This is a genomic window from Klebsiella sp. A52, from assembly GCF_018388785.1.
GTDB lineage: Bacteria > Pseudomonadota > Gammaproteobacteria > Enterobacterales > Enterobacteriaceae > Klebsiella > Klebsiella aerogenes.
Window position 1 is genome coordinate 1,831,806 of record NZ_CP074437.1, and the last position, 18,932, is coordinate 1,850,737.

Genomic DNA, 18,932 nt, shown 5'->3' on the forward strand with positions numbered 1-18,932 from the left:
TACCTTATTGTGCAGCTGGGGCAGCGGTATCTTCCGTCGCCTTCACGGTGACGCCAGGGCGAACCTTTTGTAATCCACTAACGATGACTTTGTCGCCGTTTTGCAGACCGCTGGTGATCAACCATTTATCGCCTATCGCCTGCGCGGCGGTGACTTCACGGTTTTCCACCTGGTTCTGTGCATTGACGATCATCACCGTGGCATCGCCGCGCGGCGTGCGGGTAACCCCCTGCTGTGGTACCAGAATCGCTTGCGGATTGATGCCTTCATCGATACGGGCGCGGACAAACATACCCGGCAGGAGAGTGTGTTGCGGATTAGGGAATACCGCGCGAAGGGTAATAGACCCGGTGCTTTCATCGACCGTCACATCAGAAAATTGCAGCGACCCCTTTAGGGAATAGGGTTGGCCATTTTCCATAATCAACTGCACGCTTTTACTATCATCACCACGCTGCAGGCTTTCCTGTTTCAGACGCATAAAATCGTTGCTGGATTCGGTCACGTCGACATAGATCGGATCGAGCTGCTGCACCGTCGCCATGGCGTCAGCCTGGCCGTTGGTCACCAGTGCGCCTTCAGTTACGCTGGATTTACCAATGCGACCGTCAATCGGCGAGGTCACTTTGGTGTACGCAAGGTTGATACGGGCGCTTTCGACCGCGGCTTTAGCCGCCACGACGTCGGCATCGGCCTGATGTGCGGTAGCGACGGCCTGATCGTACTCTTGCTGACTGATGTACTGAGTTCCCAGCAGAGGGACATAGCGTTTCACCGTCAGATGGGCGATAGCCGCTGCGGCTTCGGCTTTCGCCTCGTCGCCTTTGGCGCTGTTCCACGCGGCCTGATAAGTGGCCGGGTCGATTTGATAGAGCGATTCACCGGCCTTGATATCGCTGCCCTCGACAAAATTGCGTTTCAGGATAATGCCGCTGACCTGGGGGCGAACTTCAGCGACGCGAAAAGCCGAAGTCCGCCCCGGTAATTCGGTAGTAACGGAGAGCGGTTCGCTGCGCACCACATGTACGCTAACCTGAGGCGCTTGCGGCTGCGCCTGTTGATCGCCTGAATTATCACAACCGGTAAGCAACAAGGTGGAGATAATTAGGCTGGCTAAAAGAGAAACTCTGGCATGACTCGTCATTGCTGTTCCTTATAGATTACGGGCCGGATAGGGCGGCGAATCTGCGAAGAAATAATGAATATTAAAGCGGTTCGTTATCCTACAAATAATCACCGATGGATGTAAGGGATAGTTATTTTTGAACAATGAACAAGGCACGCAAAAACAAAAAAAAGGACACATTCTTCACTCATCATTCATTAATATCATTCCGGTGAATATGTTTTATTTTTATATTTGTTTGATGTATTAAAACATCGATGAATTAAGTGATGGTATCTGCATTTTTGCTAAATAATAATATTGATGGAATGCTAAATTGGCCAAAGTATCAGTAAATTTTGTATTCACCGTTCGGCAGCTAGTGGGAAAGGTTATGGCCAGAAAAACCAAAGAGGACGCATTAAGAACGCGTCAGCTCCTGATTGAGTCCGCGATCCAGCAGTTCGCACAGCGCGGCGTTACCAATACCACGCTGACTGATATCGCCGACGCCGCTGGCGTCACGCGTGGAGCGGTGTACTGGCATTTTTCCAGCAAGGCGGAGTTGTTTAATGAAATGTGGCAGCAGCAGCCGCCGCTTAGGGAGTTATTGCCCCATCAGCAGTGGGAACTGGATAACCAAAATCCGTTAATGGGGTTACGTAAAAAATTTATTACCGGATTGCAATATATTGCCGAAACACCCCGACAGCAGGCGCTGTTACAGATTCTTTATCACAAATGCGAATTCGCCAGCGATATGCTGCCGGAAACGGAAATCCGCAAGCGAATTGGCTTTAATTACGCGATTGTCCGTGACGTACTACAGCGTTGTGTCAGAAACAGGTTATTACCGGCGGAAACAAATATCGAAATCACGTTAATTATATTACATGGCGCTTTTACAGGAATTATTAAGAACTGGTTAATGGATCCTGAACAATTCAATCTCTATGAGCAGGCGCCCGTGCTGGTAGACAATATTATGTCGGCGTTATCGCTGCAGCAACCTGGCCATAGCGGGTGGCCGATGGCTGCCGTGGGGCAGTAGATCAGTATCAAAAATCAGGCCATAAAAAAAGGCGCTTCCCCATGCCGAAGAGCGCCTTTTTAATTCAGCAATTTACTGATTAATATCAGTTCATGCCGTATTTTTTCAGTTTCTTACGCAGAGTACCGCGGTTGATACCCATCATCAGGGCAGCGCGGGTCTGGTTACCACGGGTGTATTGCATCACCATGTCCAACAGTGGCTGTTCAACTTCAGCCAATACCAGCTCATACAGATCATTAACATCTTGACCATTCAGTTGAGCAAAATAGTTCTTCAGTGCCTGTTTAACCGAGTCACGCAGGGGCTTTTGAGTTACCTGATCCTGAGAGTTAACGGTAGAAACGGTCAGTACGTCAGAATTTACGCGTTGTTCGAACATAGTTCTGTCAGCTCTTTATTTCTATTACGCAAAATTTTCGAAGTATGCCTCCAACGCCTCCAGCTGTTCGCTGGCATCCTCAATGGCGTTGAATGTGCGCCGAAACTGGTCATTTGGAGCATGCTCCTGGAGATACCAGGAGACGTGTTTACGCGCGATTCGGTACCCTTTTGCCTGACCGTAAAAGTCATGCAGTTCCCGAACATGCGCGCAAAGCAAGCGCTTAACCTCTGCCAACGGCAGGGGGGGCAGCAACTCCCCAGTGTCCAGATAATGCTGGATTTCCCGAAAGATCCAGGGTCTTCCCTGAGCCGCACGGCCTATCATGAGGGCGTCAGCCCCCGTGTAGTCGAGCACGGCTCTGGCTTTAAGCGGGTCAGTAATGTCGCCATTCGCGATAATCGGAATGGAAACTTTCTGCTTAACTGCCCGAATACTGTCGTATTCAGCTTCTCCGTTAAACAAGCAGGCGCGAGTGCGTCCGTGAATAGTCAGAGCCTGAATGCCACATTCTTCAGCCAGTTGGGCAATCTCTACACAGTTACGGTGTTCCGGTTCCCAACCGGTGCGAATCTTGAGAGTCACCGGAACGTCCACTGCCTTGACGACCGCGGTCAGGATTGACTTCACCTGATCGGGATACTGCAAGAGGGCTGAACCAGCGAGCTTACGATTCACCTTTTTAGCCGGGCACCCCATATTGATATCAATAATCTGGGCGCCGCTTTCCACGTTAATACGGGCGGCCGCGGCCATCTCTTCCGGTACGCTACCGGCGATTTGCACGGTACGAATACCGGGCTCATCAATGTGCACCATCCGTAACCGGGACTTGTCGCTCTCCCATACCTGCGGGTTGGAGGACATCATCTCGGAGACGGTTAAACCTGCTCCCATCTCGTAACACAGCGTCCTGAATGGTCTGTCAGTGATGCCAGCCATAGGTGCTGCGATCAGGCGATTTCTGAGCTGGTGGTGTCCGATGCGCATGAGTTAAGAAATGACCATACTGTGACTGCAAGGCGGCGTATATTACGCATTTTTTGCGCGAGATGAAAGGCCAAACTTTGACCAATCCTCTGTTACAGATCAATGAATCCAGGAGTAACGTAATAGTCATGAATAAATTATCATATTAATCATTGCGTTATTAGCAATGGGATAATTTGTGTCCAATTATAAAATCGCAAAACTTCTCGATTTTTCTGAGACGAAGGCGATACGAGACGGGATAAAACGCTGTTTTTGTAGTCAAAAAAGGGCATCGTAATGCGATCCGGCTCTCATTTCCTGGCAATATTCGGCGGTTACTGGAAACAAAAATGCGGCCCGTAGGCCGCAGTCTGACTTAGTTTTTCTGTCCGGTAATTCGGCACCACTCCTCTTTCTCCACCACCGGGTCGAGGGTGAAGAGCGGGGCGTAGGCTTCACAAACGCTTTCCGCCTGGCTTGCCAGGATTCCAGAAAGGCCCAGCAGGCCGCCTGTAACCGGCAGGACGCTGATTAAAGGGGCCAGCTCACGCAACGGGCCTGCCAGGATGTTTGCGACCACCACATCGGCTTTCATGGATTCTGGCTGATCCTGCGGCAAATAGAGTTCAAGGCGTTCGGAGACGCCATTACGCTGGGCGTTATCACGGCTGGCCTGAATGGCCTGCGGATCGATATCAATACCGATAGCTTTGGCGGCGCCCAGCTTCAGCGCGGCGATCGCCAGGATGCCGGAACCGCAGCCAAAATCGATAACCGTTTTGCCCTGAAGGTCAAGGCCATCGAGCCACTGCAGACACATCGCGGTCGTTGGGTGAGTGCCGGTACCAAAGGCGAGTCCTGGATCAAGCATCACATTGACTGCATTCTCATCAGGAACATCGCGCCAGCTCGGGCAAATCCACAGGCGTTCGCCGAAACGCATCGGGTGGAAGTTATCCATCCACTCGCGTTCCCAGTCTTTATCTTCCAGCTGTTCAATTTTATGCGCGAAGCCTGCGCCGAGCAGCGGATGCTGCTCAAGGATAGCAACCGCTTCGTTCATGTCGCTTTCCGCGTCGAACAGGCCAATAACGTCGGTATCGCCCCACAAACGGGTTTCACCCGGCAGCGGCTCAAACACCGGCGTGTCGTGGGTGTCCTGGAAGGTAATCGAGACCGCGCCGGCCTCCATCAGCGCGTCGCTCAGTTCTTCCGCGTGAGCGCCGGTCGTATTCAGTTTTAGTTGGATCCAAGGCATGGCAAAACTCTTTATTTATCAGTAGTCATAATTGGGGCTGGCGGTACGGGCTGACCGAAACGGTTCCCGACGACAAAAGCCAACAAACTTAGCAGCAGCGAGGGCACGATAGGGTGGAAGCCCAGGTACTGAATATTAAACGTCGCGAGCACGGCATACAGTACGCCGCCCACTAACATCGCGCTGAGCGCGCCAGCAGCATTTGCCCGCTCCCAGTAGAGACCCAGCACCAGCGGCCATAAGAACACCGCTTCCAGGCCGCCAAAGGCCAGCAGATTAAGCCAGATAATCATTTCCGGCGGCCGCCAGGCGGCCAGCATCATAAGTATGCCGAGCACTAAGGTGGCGATCGTTGAGATCCGCTTCAGCTTCTGCTCATTACGCTTTTTCGTAGGCTGAGCGCTGAGCCACAGATCTTTAATGATCGTAGCCGATGCCTGCAGTAAATGGGCGTTAACGTTAGACATAATCGCGGCCATCGGCGCCGCTAAAAATAGCCCCGCGGCCCACGGCGGCAGCACCTGGACCATCAACGTCGGGATCACCTGATCGGGGACGGTGAGGCCTGGCAGGACGGCGCGGCCAAGCGCGCCGGCGAGATGCATACCGAACATCAGAATCGCCACCACGATGGTGCCAATAACGATCCCGCGGTGCACGGCCTTGCTGTCTTTATAGGAGATACAGCGCACGGCGGTATGCGGCAAGCCGATGACGCCGAAACAGACCAGTACCCAGAACGAGGTCATAAAGGTTGGCGTGAGGATATCATCGGCGCCGTGAGGCGACACCAGCTGCGGGTCGATCCGCTGGAGCGTATCTACCGCCTGATGCAGACCGCCAGCGGCATGCACTACGCCAACCAGCAGGACGATCGTCCCGATCAACATCACCATTCCCTGCATGGTATCGTTGAGTACGCTGGCGCGGAAGCCGCCGAACGCGGTATAGAGCGCGATCGTGATGCCAAATATCAGTAGTCCGGTTTCGTATTTGATACCGGCGGCGGTTTCCAGCAGGCGCGCGCCGCCAATAAACTGCACCGCGATGGCCCCGACAAAGGCCACCAACAGGCTGACGCTGGCAATCCATACCACCGCGCGGCTTTGGTAGCGCGCCTGCAGCATATCGTTAAGGGTAATGGCGTTGTAGCGGCGCGCCAGGATCGCGAACTTCTTGCCGAGGATCCCGAGAGAGAGCCAGATCGTCGGTACCTGGATCATCGCCAGCAGTACCCAGCCCAGTCCATATTTGTAGGCGGCGCCGGGACCGCCGATAAACGAGCTGGCGCTAATATAGGTGGCGGTGAGGGTCATCGCTAATACAAAACCGCCCATCGATCGGCTGCCAAGAAAATACTCGCTAAGGAAGTTCCCGGTACTGCGTTTACGCATCGCGTAAAGAGACAGCCCGAAGACCACAAACAGATAAGCGATCAGCACCACGATAATCTCAAGCTGCATCGTTATCCTCCAGAGAGATATCGCGGAAGATAAAGCGCACCATCGCCCAGCACAGCAGAACGAACAGCAGCGGCACCAGCAGGCAGGCCAGTTCGAACCAGTGTGGCAGCCCGGTAAAGCCAATACCGACGCCCGGTAGATAGGCCGCAGCCAGCCAGGCGGCAAGATAGAGAAGGGTCAGCCACAGCGCCCAGCGCGCTTCTTTATGGGCCTGAACAAATCTTTTGTCCATTTTTTGTCCCTTGAGGATGAAGAAAGCGGGGATTGTACCGCATGGAAAAGTCGAGGGGAGAGAAAAAGAAAAAAGGCCGGATTATCCGGCCTTTTGCAGCGAGTACAGGATTATTTTTCCTGCAGTCCGAGTTTTTTCTCCAGATAGTGGATATTGGTGCCACCATGCTGGAAGTTCTCGTCGCTCATAATGCGCATCTGCAGCTCAACGTTGGTTTTGATGCCATCGATGATCAGTTCCTGCAGCGCGTTCTTCATGCGGGCAATCGCCACATCACGGCTTTCGCCGTAGCAGATCAGTTTGCCGATCATTGAGTCATAGTACGGCGGTACGGTGTAACCGGCGTAGATATGAGATTCCCAGCGCACGCCAAAACCGCCCGGCGCGTGGAAGCGGGTAATTTTACCCGGGCTCGGCAGGAAGGTGTTCGGGTCTTCGGCGTTGATACGGCATTCCACCGCATGGCCGCGAACCTGGACTTCTTCTTGCTTGATAGACAGCGGCTGACCCGCCGCGATGCGCAGCTGTTCTTTGATCAGGTCGACGCCGGTGATCATTTCGGTAACCGGGTGTTCTACCTGAATACGGGTGTTCATCTCAATGAAGTAGAACTCGCCGTTTTCGAACAGGAATTCAAAGGTACCCGCTCCGCGATAGCCGATATCCACACAGGCTTTCGCGCAACGTTCGCCGATGTAGCGACGCAGTTCCGGGGTAATGCCCGGCGCCGGCGCTTCTTCGACGACTTTCTGGTGACGACGCTGCATGGAGCAGTCGCGTTCTGCCAGATAGATAGCGTTGCCCTGGCCGTCCGCCAGCACCTGGATCTCGATGTGACGAGGATTTTCCAGGTATTTCTCCATGTAGACCATGTCGTTGTTGAAAGCCGCTTTCGCTTCCGCTTTGGTCATGGAGATGGATTGCGCCAGTTCAGCGTCGCTGCGCACGACGCGCATACCGCGACCGCCGCCGCCGCCGGAGGCTTTGATGATAACCGGATAGCCGATGCGTTTGGCATGCGCGCGGTTTGCGTCCATGTCGTCGCCCAGCGGGCCATCAGAACCTGGAACGGTCGGAACGCCAGCTTTCTTCATTGCGGTGATGGCAGACACTTTGTCGCCCATCAGGCGGATAGTGTCGGCTTTCGGGCCGATGAAGATGAAACCGGAACGCTCAACCTGCTCGGCAAAGTTAGCGTTTTCGGACAGGAAGCCGTAACCCGGGTGAATCGCTACCGCGCCGGTGATTTCCGCCGCGCTGATGATAGCCGGGATGTTCAGATAGCTTTTTACGGACGGAGCCGGGCCGATACAGACCGTCTCATCCGCTAATAATACGTGTTTTAAATCGCGATCCGCGGTGGAGTGCACAGCAACGGTCTTGATGCCCAGTTCTTTACAGGCACGCAGGATGCGCAGTGCGATCTCGCCACGGTTAGCGATGACAATTTTATCCAGCATGTTCGCCTCGTTACTCGATGACAACCAGCGGCTCGTCGAATTCTACAGGTTGGCCGCTTTCGATCAGAATGGCTTTAACCACGCCGGCTTTGTCGGCTTCGATCTGGTTCATCATTTTCATCGCTTCTACGATGCACAGGGTGTCGCCCACGTTAACTTTCTGACCGACTTCCACAAAGGCTTTCGCGTCCGGGCTCGGGGTGCGGTAGAAAGTACCGACCATCGGGGAACGTACGATGTGACCACTGATTTCCGCTTTCGCTTCAGCGGCAGGTGCTGCTGCCGGCGCTGCGGCGGCTGGCGCCTGAGGCTGGGCGATTGGCGCAGCATAAGCTTGCTGCATTACCGGATAGCTGGCGGCCGGCGCTGCACGGCTGATGCGTACAGACTCTTCGCCTTCAGAAATTTCCAGTTCGGAGATGCCTGATTCTTCAACCAGCTCGATCAGTTTTTTAATCTTACGAATATCCATGAGTGGGTTCCGTACTCTTTGTTTAGTGTGTTTGTGACAGGCGTTTTACCGCCGTCTGTAAAGCGTATGAATAGCCGTCCGCACCTAATCCGCAGATAACGCCCGAGGCGACATCAGACAGATACGAGTGGTGACGGAACGGCTCGCGCGCATGCACGTTGCTCAGGTGGATCTCGATAAACGGGATACTCACGGCAAGCAGCGCGTCGCGGATGGCCACGCTGGTATGCGTAAACGCGGCCGGATTGATCAGGATATAGTCCACAGAGTCTTTAGCCTGATGAATTCGGTCGATGAGCGCGAACTCCGCATTGGATTGCAGGTGGTCGAGCGTCACGTTTAGCGCTTCCGCTTCTGCGGTTAAACGGTTAACAATTTCTGCCAGCGTTAGCGAACCATACTTCTCGGGTTCACGGCTGCCGAGCATATTAAGGTTTGGTCCGTTCAAAAGCAAAATGCGAAACTTGTCAGCCATTGTGCAGCTATCTCCTGCTAATCTCGGGCAAAAAACAAAATATACCTTCGATGCGCGCTTGTCACCTTTTCAGGGTTCGAAAATCCCTTCAGGAAAACCAAAGTCGCACATTATAACGATTTCGTAGCAATTGGCAGCTAAATACTGGTCTTATCAGGGAAGATTATCAACCGCTATCGTAAAAAGAGTCGCGGTTGATAAACGTTCTGCGGGGAACTGCACATATCCGGAGATTAGCGCCACCACTGGCGAAACTTCTTATAGCGGCTGGCTAAAAGTACCATTGCCAGCCCGGCATATATCAGCGGCTGCGGCGATAAAATTTTCACCGACCATAGATAATGTATAGGGGCGAGGATCGCGACCAGATAGACGAAGTTGTGCAATGTTTGCCAACGACGGCCTAATTTTCGTTGCATGTACTGGGTTGACGTCGCCGCCAGCGCCAGTAAAACCAGCCAACTGATTAAACCAAGCGTGAGATACGGACGGTTGATTATCTCGGAACCGAGTAACGCCAGATTGTTAATGCCGAGCTCCAGCAGCGTATAGCTGGTGAGATGCAACGTTGCCCAGGCAAAGCACCATAACCCTAATAAACGACGGGTGCGTATCAATAATGGCTGTTTAGCGTAACGCGCCAGCGGCGTAATAAGCAAGGTGGCAAGCAAAAACTTCAGCGCCATCCGTCCGGTAAAATGCTGGATATCCTTCGCCGGATCGGCGCTGAAGTAGCCCTGATGCCCGGCCCAGAACAGCCAGACCAGCGGTAAAAAACCGGCTAAATGCAGCACAACTTTCAGCCAGCCTATCTGTTTAACGCTCAGACGCACTAGAAATTCTCCCGTAAGTTAAGCCCGCGATACAGCGAGGCGACTTCCTCGGCATAGCCATTAAACAGCAGCGTTGGCTGGCGTTTTACGTCGAGTACGCCGCCGGCGCCGATGAACCGCTCGCTGGCCTGCGACCAGCGCGGATGATCGACGTGCGGGTTCACATTGGCATAGAAACCGTATTCATCCGGCGCCGCCAGATTCCAGGTGGTCGGCGGCCGCTCGCGGGTTAACTCAATACTCACGATCGATTTAATCCCTTTAAAGCCGTACTTCCACGGCACGGTCAGGCGGATGGGCGCGCCGTTTTGCGGCGGTAACGCTTTCCCGTAGACGCCAACGGTCATCAGCGTGAGCGGGTGCATCGCTTCATCAAGGCGCAACCCTTCGACATAGGGATAGGCCAGGCCGCCGCCGATGAAGCGATCTTTTTGTCCCGGCATCTGTTCCGGCGCATACAGCGTTTTGAAAGCGACGTAGCGGGCGTTGCTGGTGGGCTCCACCAGCGAGAGCAGTTTATGCAGGGGGAAGCCGACCCACGGTACGACCATCGACCAGGCCTCCACGCAGCGCATACGATAAATTCGTTCTTCCAGCGGGAAACGACGGGTCAGGTCGTCGTGATCGAGCGTCAGGGGTTTGGCGACTTCGCCGCCGATGGTAAGCGTCCAGGGGTCAGTGCGCAGGCTGCCTGCGTTAGCGGCCGGATCGGCTTTATCGAGGCCGAATTCATAAAAGTTGTTGTAGCCGGCGACTTTATCTTCCGGGGTGAGGGCGAGCTTACTTTGCCATGCTGCGGGTTTATCAAAGGTGAGGGCCTTTCCGGCGGGCGCCGGCGGGCGGTCATGGCCTTTGAACCAATCGAGCAGGTCGGCATGGGCCTTTGTTGAGAGCGACATCGCCGTCGCGCCGATACCGAGCATTTTCAGCACCTGGCGGCGCTGCAGGTTAAATACCGATTCCGCCGTTACGTCGGCTTCCGTCAGTTTTCTGGTTTTCATGGCGTCCTCCGTCATACTTTTTCCTAAGCATGACGGAGGCGGAGCGCGATCGCGAATATGTCACGAAAAATTGCAGATTAGCCGATTTTGACCAGCGTACGTCCCTGGATCTGGTTGTTCATGATTTTATCGGCGAAGGCCGGGGCATCGGCAAGGGAGATTTCAGTCGCGCTTTGCGCGTAAAAAGATTCCGGCAGATCGCGCGTCAACCGGCGCCAGGCTTCGGCGCGGCGCGCAGGCGGGGTCATTACCGAATCGACGCCCTGCAGGCGTACGTTGCGTAGGATGAATGGCATCACGGTGGTCGGCAGCGCGAAACCGCCCGCCAGGCCGCAGGCCGCGACGCAGCCGCCATAGTTCATCTGCGCCAGTACCTTCGCCAGTACTTTATCGCCGACGGTATCGATAGCGCCCGCCCAGATTTGTTTTTCCAGCGGCCGGGTCTCGGTAAACTCATCGCGGCCCAGAATACGCTGCGCGCCGAGGCTTTTCAGAAAGTCATGGGTGCTTTCGCGACCGGAAACCGCCGCCACCTGATAACCCAGATGATGCAGCAGAGCGACCGCCGTGCTGCCGACGCCGCCGCTGGCGCCTGTTACGACGATCTCGCCATCCTGCGGTCGCACGCCGGCGTCTTCCAGCGCCATCACGCATAGCATGGCGGTAAAGCCTGCGGTACCGATGGTCATCGCTTTGCGTCCGTCGAGACCTTCAGGCATGGCCACCAGCCATTCACCTTTGACGCGGGCGCGCTCGGCCAGGCCGCCCCAATGGTTTTCTCCCACGCCCCAACCGGTGAGCAACACCTGCTGGCCAACGTGAAAACGCGGATCTTCGCTGGCATGGACGGTACCGGCAAAATCGATACCAGGAATCATCGGAAAGTTGCGGATAATTTTTCCTTTGCCGGTAATGGCCAGGGCATCTTTATAATTGAGGCTCGACCAGTGAATATCGACCGTCACATCGCCTGGCGGCAGCAGGTTGGCATCGATGTTTTGCACCGAGGAAAGGGTTTTGCCATCCTGCTGTTCTAAGATTAAAGCCTGCATATGTGGTTCCTCGCGGTTTGAAGATTGGAAAAATTATTCTGCAGACTATACTCGCTAACGGCATTATTACGTGGATGTAACGCAATAAATTGCCAGATACGCCAGCTTTGGTAGTATGCGTCGCTTCAGAAAGTTAGTACTTACTTAAGAAAAAGTCTTAAAAGGGGCCCGAATGCCCTTCGGGTAGTTATTCACACGCGGAGTTAACACAGGGATGCGATTAACGACGAAATTCTCAGCATTTGTTACGCTGCTCACCAGCCTGACGATTTTTGTCACGCTCATCGGCGCGTCGCTGAGCTTTTACAACGGCATTCAGATTAAAGTTGAGAATCGCGTGCAGGCGGTGGCGACGATGCTGGACAGCCGCCTGGTAACCACCTCTTTTGAAAAGCTCGAACCGCAAATGGACGAGCTGCTGACGCCGGTAGAAGTCGAACATATTGATTTTCTGCTCAACGGCAAATCGCTTTACAGCCATACCCGCGGCGACAGTTATCGTCCGCTGGGCAGTAACAACCAGTATCGTGAAATGACGGTACCCTCGCTCAAACATCCCGGAATTTCGATTCGTCTGGTCTACATGGACCCGATGGTCAATTATTTCCGCTCGCTTCACGTCACCGCGCCGCTCTCCTTCGCCATCGGCTTCATGGTGCTGATTATCTTCTTTTCGATTCGCTGGATCCGCCGCCAGCTGGCGGGGCAAGAACTACTGGAGCTGCGCGCGCGGCGCATTCTCAGCGGCGAGCGCGGGCCGCAGGTGCGCGGTTCTGTTCATGAATGGCCGGCCAGTACCAGCAGCGCGCTGGATATGCTGCTCTCGGAACTGCAGTTCGCCAGCGATCAGCGCAGCCGCATGGATACCCTGATTCGCTCCTACGCCGCCCAGGATTCCAAAACCGGCCTCAATAACCGCCTGTTCTTTGATAACCAGCTGGCGACGCTGCTGGACGATCAGGAAAAGGTGGGGGCGCACGGTATCGTGATGATGATTCGCCTGCCGGAGTTTGATCTGCTGCGCGACAACTGGGGACGGGCGGCGGCGGAAGAGCATTACTTCACGCTAATTAATTTGCTGTCTACTTTTATTATGCGCTATCCCGGCTCGCTACTGGCGCGCTATCACCGTAGCGATTTCGCCGTCTTATTGCCGCATCGCACTTTAAAAGAGGCTGATAGTATCGCCGGGCAGTTACTCAAGGCGATGGATGCGCTGCCGTCAACGCGGGTGCTGGATAAAGACGACACGATGCATATCGGCATCTGCGCGTTCCGCAGCGGCCAGTCCACTTCTCAGGTGATGGAACACGCCGAAGCGGCTACCCGCAACGCCGTGCTACAGGGGAGTAATAGCTGGGCGGTTTACGATGATTCACTGCCGGAGAAAGGGCGCGGCAACGTGCGCTGGCGGACGCTTATCGAGCAGATGCTTAGCCGCGGCGGCCCGCGCTTGTATCAGAAACCGGCGGTCATGCGCGATGGGCGGGTACATCATCGCGAGCTAATGTGTCGCATCTATGACGGTAAAGAAGAGGTGATTGCCGCCGAGTATATGCCAATGGTGCAGCAGTTTGGCTTAGCGGAAGAGTACGATCGCCTACAGATTACGCGTTTGCTGCCGTTATTAAGTTATTGGCCTGATCAAACGCTGGCCCTGCAGGTGACCGTGGAGTCGCTGATTCGCCCGCGTTTCCAGCGTTGGCTGCGCGATACCATGATGCAGTGCGAAAAATCACAACGTCGGCGGATTATTTTTGAACTTGCAGAGGCGGATGTTTGTCAATATATCGGCCGTTTACACCCGGTTATGCGGTTGATAAACGCGCTGGGCATTCGCGTCGCCGTGGTTCAGGCCGGGTTGACGTTGGTTGGCACCAGTTGGATCAAGCAGCTGGACGTGGAAGTGATCAAGCTGCATCAAGGGCTATCGCGCAATATTGAAAAACGCAGCGAGAACCAGTTACTGGTTCAAAGTCTGGTGGAGGCCTGTAAAGGGATGCCGGTACAGGTTTTTGCGACGGGAGTACGCAGTCGCAGCGAGTGGCAGGTGCTGTCGCAATGCGGCGTGACCGGCGGGCAGGGGGAATTTTTTGCCGCCTCACAGCCACTTGACACAAATGTGAAAAAATATTCGCAAAGATACTCTGTTTGATCTGCCGTTTGGCGTGATTTCACGTAGAATAACGCGCGCCATAGTAAAGGGGGTGTGCTTGTCTACCCGCCGGAATGTCGCAACTTACGCAAGACTGACCTTTGACAGGTACAAACAGAGCACGGAGCGCAGCTGATTTATTCAGCGCCGAAGGGACTTCGTAAATGTTTGTAACAAAGGAAATGAACTGCACTAATTTTCACCGTAGCAGATGATTTTTGCGCCTTGTCGCTGCTGCGTGTGGTTGGTAAAGTAAGCGGATTTTGTTTTCCGCCCCAGCTTTCAGGATTATCCCTTAGTATGTTAAAAAAATTTCGTGGCATGTTTTCCAATGACCTGTCCATTGACCTGGGTACCGCGAATACCCTTATTTATGTAAAAGGACAAGGCATCGTATTGAATGAGCCTTCCGTTGTGGCCATTCGTCAGGATCGTGCCGGTTCGCCGAAAAGCGTTGCCGCTGTAGGTCATGAAGCGAAGCAGATGCTGGGCCGTACGCCGGGCAACATCGCGGCGATTCGCCCGATGAAAGACGGCGTTATCGCCGACTTCTTCGTGACTGAAAAGATGCTGCAACACTTTATTAAACAGGTGCATAGCAACAGCTTTATGCGCCCGAGCCCGCGTGTGCTGGTGTGCGTGCCGGTTGGCGCGACCCAGGTTGAGCGTCGTGCTATCCGCGAATCCGCGCAGGGTGCTGGCGCCCGTGAAGTTTTCCTGATCGAAGAGCCGATGGCGGCCGCGATCGGCGCAGGCTTACCGGTTTCTGAAGCGACCGGTTCTATGGTTGTCGATATCGGCGGCGGTACTACCGAAGTCGCGGTTATCTCCCTGAACGGCGTGGTCTACTCTTCTTCCGTACGTATCGGCGGCGACCGTTTCGATGAAGCCGTGATCAATTACGTGCGTCGTAACTACGGTTCCCTGATCGGCGAAGCGACCGCTGAGCGTATCAAACACGAAATCGGTTCCGCTTACCCGGGTGATGAAGTACGCGAAATCGAAGTTCGCGGCCGTAACCTGGCTGAAGGCGTTCCACGCGGCTTCACCCTGAATTCCAACGAAATCCTCGAAGCGCTGCAGGAGCCGCTGACCGGCATCGTCAGCGCCGTTATGGTCGCGCTGGAGCAGTGCCCGCCGGAGCTGGCATCCGATATCTCCGAGCGCGGTATGGTCCTGACCGGCGGCGGTGCGCTGCTGCGCAACCTTGACCGTCTGTTAATGGAAGAGACAGGGATCCCTGTCGTAGTTGCAGAAGATCCACTGACCTGCGTCGCTCGTGGCGGCGGTAAGGCGCTGGAAATGATCGATATGCACGGCGGCGACTTGTTCAGCGAAGAGTAGTCAGCCTGAAGGTCTGGGGCAGCTTAAGGGCTGCCTCTGGTCTTTACTGACACGAGAATACGCATAGCCTATGAAGCCAATTTTTAGCCGTGGCCCGTCGCTACAGATTCGCCTTATTCTGGCGGTTTTGGTGGCGCTTGGCGTCATTATCGCCGACAGCCGCCTGGGTACGTTCAGCCAGATTCGAACGTACATGGATACTGCCGTCAGTCCTTTCTACTTTATCTCAAATGGTCCCCGGGAACTGCTCGACAGCGTATCGCAATCGCTGGCGACCCGCGATCAGCTCGAACTGGAAAACCGCGCGCTGCGTCAGGAGTTATTGCTGAAAAACAGCGATCTACTGATGCTTGGCCAATACAAACAAGAAAATGCCCGCCTGCGTGAACTGCTAGGCTCGCCGCTGCGTCAGGACGAGCAGAAGATGGTAACTCAGGTTATCTCGACGGTTAACGACCCCTACAGCGATCAGGTCGTTATCGACAAGGGCAGCGTTAACGGCGTTTATGAAGGCCAGCCGGTTATCAGCGACAAGGGCGTTGTCGGTCAGGTGGTGGCGGTTGCGAAAATGACCAGCCGCGTGCTGCTGATTTGCGATGCGACCCATGCCTTGCCGATTCAGGTACTGCGTAACGATATCCGCGTGATTGCCGCCGGCAACGGCTGCACTGATGATTTACAGCTTGAACATCTGCCGGCGAATACCGATATTCGCGTCGGCGATGTGCTGGTGACTTCCGGGCTCGGCGGACGCTTCCCGGAAGGGTATCCGGTTGGGGTGGTCTCCTCGGTACGTCTGGATACTCAGCGTGCTTACACGGTAATCCAGGCTCGTCCGACTGCCGGGCTGCAGCGTTTACGCTATCTGCTGCTGCTGTGGGGCGCCGATCGTAACGGCGCCAACCCAATGACCCCGGAAGAGGTTCACCGCGTTGCCAATGAACGCCTGATGCAAATGATGCCGCAGGTGCTGCCTGCGCCTGATGCGATGGGGCCGCAGATGCCGGCGCCGGCGACGGGCCTGACGCCGCCGCCGTCCGCGCAACCTCTGCCAGCAGGGGGGCAATAGTGGCAAGTTATCGTAGCCAGGGACGCTGGGTTATCTGGCTCTCGTTTCTTATTGCGCTATTGCTGCAGATTATGCCCTGGCCGCAGGACATCACCGTCTTCCGGCCAAACTGGGTGTTGTTGATTCTGCTTTACTGGATCCTGGCGCTGCCGCATCGGGTTAACGTCGGTACCGGCTTTGTGATGGGGGCGATTCTCGACCTCATCAGCGGTTCGACCCTTGGCGTACGCGCGCTGTCGTTAAGTATCGTTGCCTATCTGGTCGCTTTAAAATATCAGCTGTTCCGTAATCTGGCGCTCTGGCAACAGGCGCTGGTGGTCATGCTGTTGTCTCTTGCCGTTGATATCATTGTTTTCTGGGCAGAGTTTTTAGTGATCAACGTCTCTTTCCGTCCGGAAGTGTTCTGGAGTAGTGTAGTAAACGGTGTGCTCTGGCCGTGGCTATTCCTGCTAATGCGTAAAGTGCGTCAGCAATTTGCGGTTCAATAAAGGTTGATATGACAACTCTGTATCTGGCTTCTGGTTCCCCGCGTCGGCAGGAACTGTTAACTCAGCTTGGTCTCTCTTTCGAACGCCTGGTTCCGGGTATTGAGGAACGGCGCGGCCCGCAGGAGAGCGCTGCGCATTATGTTGCGCGTCTGGCGCGTGAAAAAGCGCTGGCTGGCGTGGCTATGGCGCCGCGCGATCTGCCGGTGTTGGGAGCGGATACGATTGTCATTCTTAACGGCGAAGTGCTGGAAAAGCCGCGCGATGCCGGGCACGCCGCAGAAATGCTTCGCATGCTTTCCGGAAAAACCCACCAGGTGATGACCGCGGTGGCGTTGGCGGATAAACAGCAAACGCTGGATTGTCTGGTGGTGACGGAAGTGACCTTCCGTCTGCTCTCCGAGCAGGATATCGCTACCTACGTAGCCAGCGGCGAACCTTTAGATAAAGCAGGCGCATACGGTATTCAAGGGTTGGGTGGTTGTTTTGTCAGGAAGATAAATGGCAGCTATCACGCCGTAGTCGGCTTACCGCTGGTGGAAACGTATGAGTTGCTGAGTAACTTTAACTCACTGCGTGAAGAAAAGGGATAAAGATGACGGCTGAATTATTAGTTAACGTAACGCCATCCGAGACGCGCGTCGCGTATATCGATGGCGGGATCCTGCAGGAAATTCATATTGAGAGAGAAGCGCGGCGCGGAATCGTAGGCAATATCTACAAAGGTCGTGTCAGTCGTGTGTTGCCTGGAATGCAGGCGGCTTTTGTAGATATTGGCCTGGATAAGGCCGCCTTCCTGCATGCTTCCGATATCATGCCGCACACCGAGTGCGTGGCGGGTGAAGAGCAGAAGCAGTTTACCGTTCGCGATATTTCCGAACTGGTGCGTCAGGGCCAGGACCTAATGGTACAGGTGGTGAAAGATCCGCTGGGCACCAAAGGCGCGCGTCTGACCACCGACATCACCATACCTTCCCGCTATTTAGTCTTTATGCCCGGCGCTTCGCACGTCGGCGTGTCGCAGAGAATTGAAAGCGAGGCCGAGCGCGAACGTCTGAAAAGCGTGGTCACCGAATATTGCGACGAGCAGGGCGGGTTTATTATTCGCACCGCGGCGGAAGGCGTGCATGAGCAAGAGATGGCGGCGGATGCGGCCTACCTCAAGCGCGTCTGGACCAAAGTCATGGAGCGCAAAAAGCGCAACCAGACCCGTTATCAGATGTACGGCGAGCTGGCGCTGGCCCAGCGCGTGCTGCGCGATTTCGCCGATGCTCAGCTTGACCGCATTCGCGTGGATTCGCGCCTGACCTACGAGGCGCTGCTGGAGTTCACCGCGGAATACATCCCGGAAATGACCAGCAAGCTGGAACATTACAGCGGCCGCCAGCCTATTTTCGATCTCTTTGACGTTGAGAACGAAATCCAGCGCGCGCTGGAGCGTAAAGTCGAGCTGAAATCAGGCGGCTATCTGATCATCGATCAGACCGAAGCGATGACCACCATTGATATCAACACCGGGGCGTTCGTCGGCCACCGCAATCTCGACGACACTATCTTCAATACCAATATTGAAGCCACGCAGGCCATCGCGCGCCAGCTGCGTCTGCGTAACCTGGGCGGCATTATCATCATTGATTTTATTGATATGAATAATGAAGATCATCGTCGTCGGGTACTGCATTCGCTGGAGCAGGCGCTGAGTAAAGACCGGGTGAAAACCAGCATTAACGGCTTCTCGCAGCTGGGGCTGGTCGAGATGACCCGCAAGCGCACCCGCGAAAGCGTGGAACATGTGCTGTGTAACGAGTGTCCTACCTGTCATGGGCGCGGCACGGTAAAGTCGGTCGAAACGGTCTGTTATGAGATCATGCGCGAGATAGTCCGCGTGCATCATGCGTATGACTCAGACCGCTTCCTGGTCTATGCTTCACCTGCCGTCGCGGAAGCTCTGAAAGGGGAAGAGTCCCACGCGCTGGCGGAAGTCGAAATCTTTGTCGGCAAGCAGGTTAAAGTGCAAATTGAGCCGCTCTATAATCAAGAGCAGTTCGATGTGGTAATGATGTAATCATTCAGCCCGTCGTTCCCGATGGCGTCGGGGGCGGTAAACAGGCGGGCTGAAGGAT

At 54.9% G+C, this 18,932-nt stretch carries 19 protein-coding genes; 7 read left to right on the forward strand and 12 right to left on the reverse strand.

Annotated elements, in window-relative coordinates:
- Positions 1 to 4: 4 nt before the first annotated feature.
- Positions 5 to 1,144: an efflux RND transporter periplasmic adaptor subunit gene (locus tag KGA69_RS08625; protein WP_045397252.1), complete on the reverse strand. Its 1,140-nt coding sequence runs from the start codon at positions 1,142 to 1,144 to the stop codon at positions 5 to 7.
- A 355-nt stretch (positions 1,145 to 1,499) separates the two neighbouring features.
- Between KGA69_RS08625 and envR the strand changes: the two genes are divergently transcribed.
- Positions 1,500 to 2,156, forward strand: a complete 657-nt coding sequence (gene envR / locus KGA69_RS08630; RefSeq protein ID WP_045397249.1) for an acrEF/envCD operon transcriptional regulator — start codon at positions 1,500 to 1,502, stop codon at positions 2,154 to 2,156.
- An 85-nt stretch (positions 2,157 to 2,241) separates the two neighbouring features.
- Here the strand turns inward: envR and fis are convergent, their stop codons facing one another.
- From fis to KGA69_RS08685, 11 genes are all read right to left on the reverse strand, one after another.
- Positions 2,242 to 2,538, reverse strand: a complete 297-nt coding sequence (gene fis, locus KGA69_RS08635; protein WP_000462905.1) for a DNA-binding transcriptional regulator Fis — start codon at positions 2,536 to 2,538, stop codon at positions 2,242 to 2,244.
- Positions 2,539 to 2,562: 24 nt separating this feature from the next.
- Positions 2,563 to 3,528, reverse strand: a complete 966-nt coding sequence (dusB, locus tag KGA69_RS08640; protein ID WP_015369451.1) for a tRNA dihydrouridine synthase DusB — start codon at positions 3,526 to 3,528, stop codon at positions 2,563 to 2,565.
- Positions 3,529 to 3,886: 358 nt separating this feature from the next.
- The gene (prmA, locus tag KGA69_RS08645) at positions 3,887 to 4,768 is read right to left on the reverse strand and encodes a 50S ribosomal protein L11 methyltransferase (RefSeq protein WP_045397245.1); all 882 of its coding nucleotides are present in this window, start codon (positions 4,766 to 4,768) and stop codon (positions 3,887 to 3,889) included.
- Positions 4,769 to 4,779: 11 nt separating this feature from the next.
- Positions 4,780 to 6,231: a sodium/pantothenate symporter gene (panF, locus tag KGA69_RS08650; RefSeq protein WP_045397242.1), complete on the reverse strand. Its 1,452-nt coding sequence runs from the start codon at positions 6,229 to 6,231 to the stop codon at positions 4,780 to 4,782.
- Positions 6,221 to 6,463: a DUF997 family protein gene (locus tag KGA69_RS08655; RefSeq protein ID WP_015369454.1), complete on the reverse strand. Its 243-nt coding sequence runs from the start codon at positions 6,461 to 6,463 to the stop codon at positions 6,221 to 6,223. Before KGA69_RS08655 ends, panF begins: the two co-directional genes overlap by 11 nt.
- Before the next feature lie 110 nt (positions 6,464 to 6,573).
- Positions 6,574 to 7,923, reverse strand: coding sequence for an acetyl-CoA carboxylase biotin carboxylase subunit (accC, locus tag KGA69_RS08660; protein ID WP_015369455.1), 1,350 nt, complete (start codon positions 7,921 to 7,923; stop codon positions 6,574 to 6,576).
- A gap of 10 nt (positions 7,924 to 7,933) precedes the next feature.
- Positions 7,934 to 8,395 carry an acetyl-CoA carboxylase biotin carboxyl carrier protein gene (gene accB / locus KGA69_RS08665; protein WP_015369456.1) on the reverse strand — a complete coding sequence of 154 codons (462 nt, stop codon included), beginning with the start codon at positions 8,393 to 8,395 and terminating at the stop codon, positions 7,934 to 7,936.
- A 22-nt stretch (positions 8,396 to 8,417) separates the two neighbouring features.
- The gene (aroQ, locus tag KGA69_RS08670) at positions 8,418 to 8,870 is read right to left on the reverse strand and encodes a type II 3-dehydroquinate dehydratase (RefSeq protein ID WP_015369457.1); all 453 of its coding nucleotides are present in this window, start codon (positions 8,868 to 8,870) and stop codon (positions 8,418 to 8,420) included.
- A gap of 233 nt (positions 8,871 to 9,103) precedes the next feature.
- The gene (gene msrQ, locus KGA69_RS08675; protein WP_047047133.1) at positions 9,104 to 9,703 is read right to left on the reverse strand and encodes a protein-methionine-sulfoxide reductase heme-binding subunit MsrQ; all 600 of its coding nucleotides are present in this window, start codon (positions 9,701 to 9,703) and stop codon (positions 9,104 to 9,106) included.
- Positions 9,703 to 10,704, reverse strand: a complete 1,002-nt coding sequence (gene msrP, locus KGA69_RS08680) for a protein-methionine-sulfoxide reductase catalytic subunit MsrP (protein ID WP_045397237.1) — start codon at positions 10,702 to 10,704, stop codon at positions 9,703 to 9,705. Before msrP ends, msrQ begins: the two co-directional genes overlap by 1 nt.
- Before the next feature lie 77 nt (positions 10,705 to 10,781).
- Entirely contained in the window at positions 10,782 to 11,756 is a 975-nt protein-coding gene (locus tag KGA69_RS08685) for an acrylyl-CoA reductase (NADPH) (protein WP_047047136.1), read from the reverse strand.
- A 214-nt stretch (positions 11,757 to 11,970) separates the two neighbouring features.
- Between KGA69_RS08685 and csrD the strand changes: the two genes are divergently transcribed.
- From csrD to rng, 6 genes are all read left to right on the forward strand, one after another.
- Positions 11,971 to 13,911 carry an RNase E specificity factor CsrD gene (csrD, locus tag KGA69_RS08690; RefSeq protein WP_015369461.1) on the forward strand — a complete coding sequence of 647 codons (1,941 nt, stop codon included), beginning with the start codon at positions 11,971 to 11,973 and terminating at the stop codon, positions 13,909 to 13,911.
- Between the two features lie 300 nt (positions 13,912 to 14,211).
- Entirely contained in the window at positions 14,212 to 15,255 is a 1,044-nt protein-coding gene (gene mreB / locus KGA69_RS08695; protein ID WP_002918653.1) for a rod shape-determining protein MreB, read from the forward strand.
- Positions 15,256 to 15,325: 70 nt separating this feature from the next.
- Positions 15,326 to 16,324 (forward strand): rod shape-determining protein MreC, encoded by a 999-nt coding sequence (gene mreC, locus KGA69_RS08700; RefSeq protein WP_015369462.1) that lies wholly within the window; start codon positions 15,326 to 15,328, stop codon positions 16,322 to 16,324.
- The gene (mreD, locus tag KGA69_RS08705; RefSeq protein ID WP_015369463.1) at positions 16,324 to 16,812 is read left to right on the forward strand and encodes a rod shape-determining protein MreD; all 489 of its coding nucleotides are present in this window, start codon (positions 16,324 to 16,326) and stop codon (positions 16,810 to 16,812) included. Before mreC ends, mreD begins: the two co-directional genes overlap by 1 nt.
- 8 nt (positions 16,813 to 16,820) lie before the next feature.
- Entirely contained in the window at positions 16,821 to 17,402 is a 582-nt protein-coding gene (locus tag KGA69_RS08710) for a Maf family protein (protein ID WP_015369464.1), read from the forward strand.
- A 2-nt stretch (positions 17,403 to 17,404) separates the two neighbouring features.
- Positions 17,405 to 18,874, forward strand: coding sequence for a ribonuclease G (gene rng / locus KGA69_RS08715; protein ID WP_015369465.1), 1,470 nt, complete (start codon positions 17,405 to 17,407; stop codon positions 18,872 to 18,874).
- Positions 18,875 to 18,932: the final 58 nt, after the last annotated feature.

Bases quoted from the DNA above. Each gene is read 5' to 3' on its own strand.
- KGA69_RS08625 (WP_045397252.1), bottom strand. From the start codon at position 1,144: ATGACGAGTCATGCCAGAGTTTCTCTTTTAGCCAGCCTAATTATCTCC.
- envR (WP_045397249.1), top strand. From the start codon at position 1,500: ATGGCCAGAAAAACCAAAGAGGACGCATTAAGAACGCGTCAGCTCCTG.
- fis (WP_000462905.1), bottom strand. From the start codon at position 2,538: ATGTTCGAACAACGCGTAAATTCTGACGTACTGACCGTTTCTACCGTT.
- dusB (WP_015369451.1), bottom strand. From the start codon at position 3,528: ATGCGCATCGGACACCACCAGCTCAGAAATCGCCTGATCGCAGCACCT.
- prmA (WP_045397245.1), bottom strand. From the start codon at position 4,768: ATGCCTTGGATCCAACTAAAACTGAATACGACCGGCGCTCACGCGGAA.
- panF (WP_045397242.1), bottom strand. From the start codon at position 6,231: ATGCAGCTTGAGATTATCGTGGTGCTGATCGCTTATCTGTTTGTGGTC.
- KGA69_RS08655 (WP_015369454.1), bottom strand. From the start codon at position 6,463: ATGGACAAAAGATTTGTTCAGGCCCATAAAGAAGCGCGCTGGGCGCTG.
- accC (WP_015369455.1), bottom strand. From the start codon at position 7,923: ATGCTGGATAAAATTGTCATCGCTAACCGTGGCGAGATCGCACTGCGC.
- accB (WP_015369456.1), bottom strand. From the start codon at position 8,395: ATGGATATTCGTAAGATTAAAAAACTGATCGAGCTGGTTGAAGAATCA.
- aroQ (WP_015369457.1), bottom strand. From the start codon at position 8,870: ATGGCTGACAAGTTTCGCATTTTGCTTTTGAACGGACCAAACCTTAAT.
- msrP (WP_045397237.1), bottom strand. From the start codon at position 10,704: ATGAAAACCAGAAAACTGACGGAAGCCGACGTAACGGCGGAATCGGTA.
- KGA69_RS08685 (WP_047047136.1), bottom strand. From the start codon at position 11,756: ATGCAGGCTTTAATCTTAGAACAGCAGGATGGCAAAACCCTTTCCTCG.
- csrD (WP_015369461.1), top strand. From the start codon at position 11,971: ATGCGATTAACGACGAAATTCTCAGCATTTGTTACGCTGCTCACCAGC.
- mreB (WP_002918653.1), top strand. From the start codon at position 14,212: ATGTTAAAAAAATTTCGTGGCATGTTTTCCAATGACCTGTCCATTGAC.
- mreC (WP_015369462.1), top strand. From the start codon at position 15,326: ATGAAGCCAATTTTTAGCCGTGGCCCGTCGCTACAGATTCGCCTTATT.
- KGA69_RS08710 (WP_015369464.1), top strand. From the start codon at position 16,821: ATGACAACTCTGTATCTGGCTTCTGGTTCCCCGCGTCGGCAGGAACTG.
- rng (WP_015369465.1), top strand. From the start codon at position 17,405: ATGACGGCTGAATTATTAGTTAACGTAACGCCATCCGAGACGCGCGTC.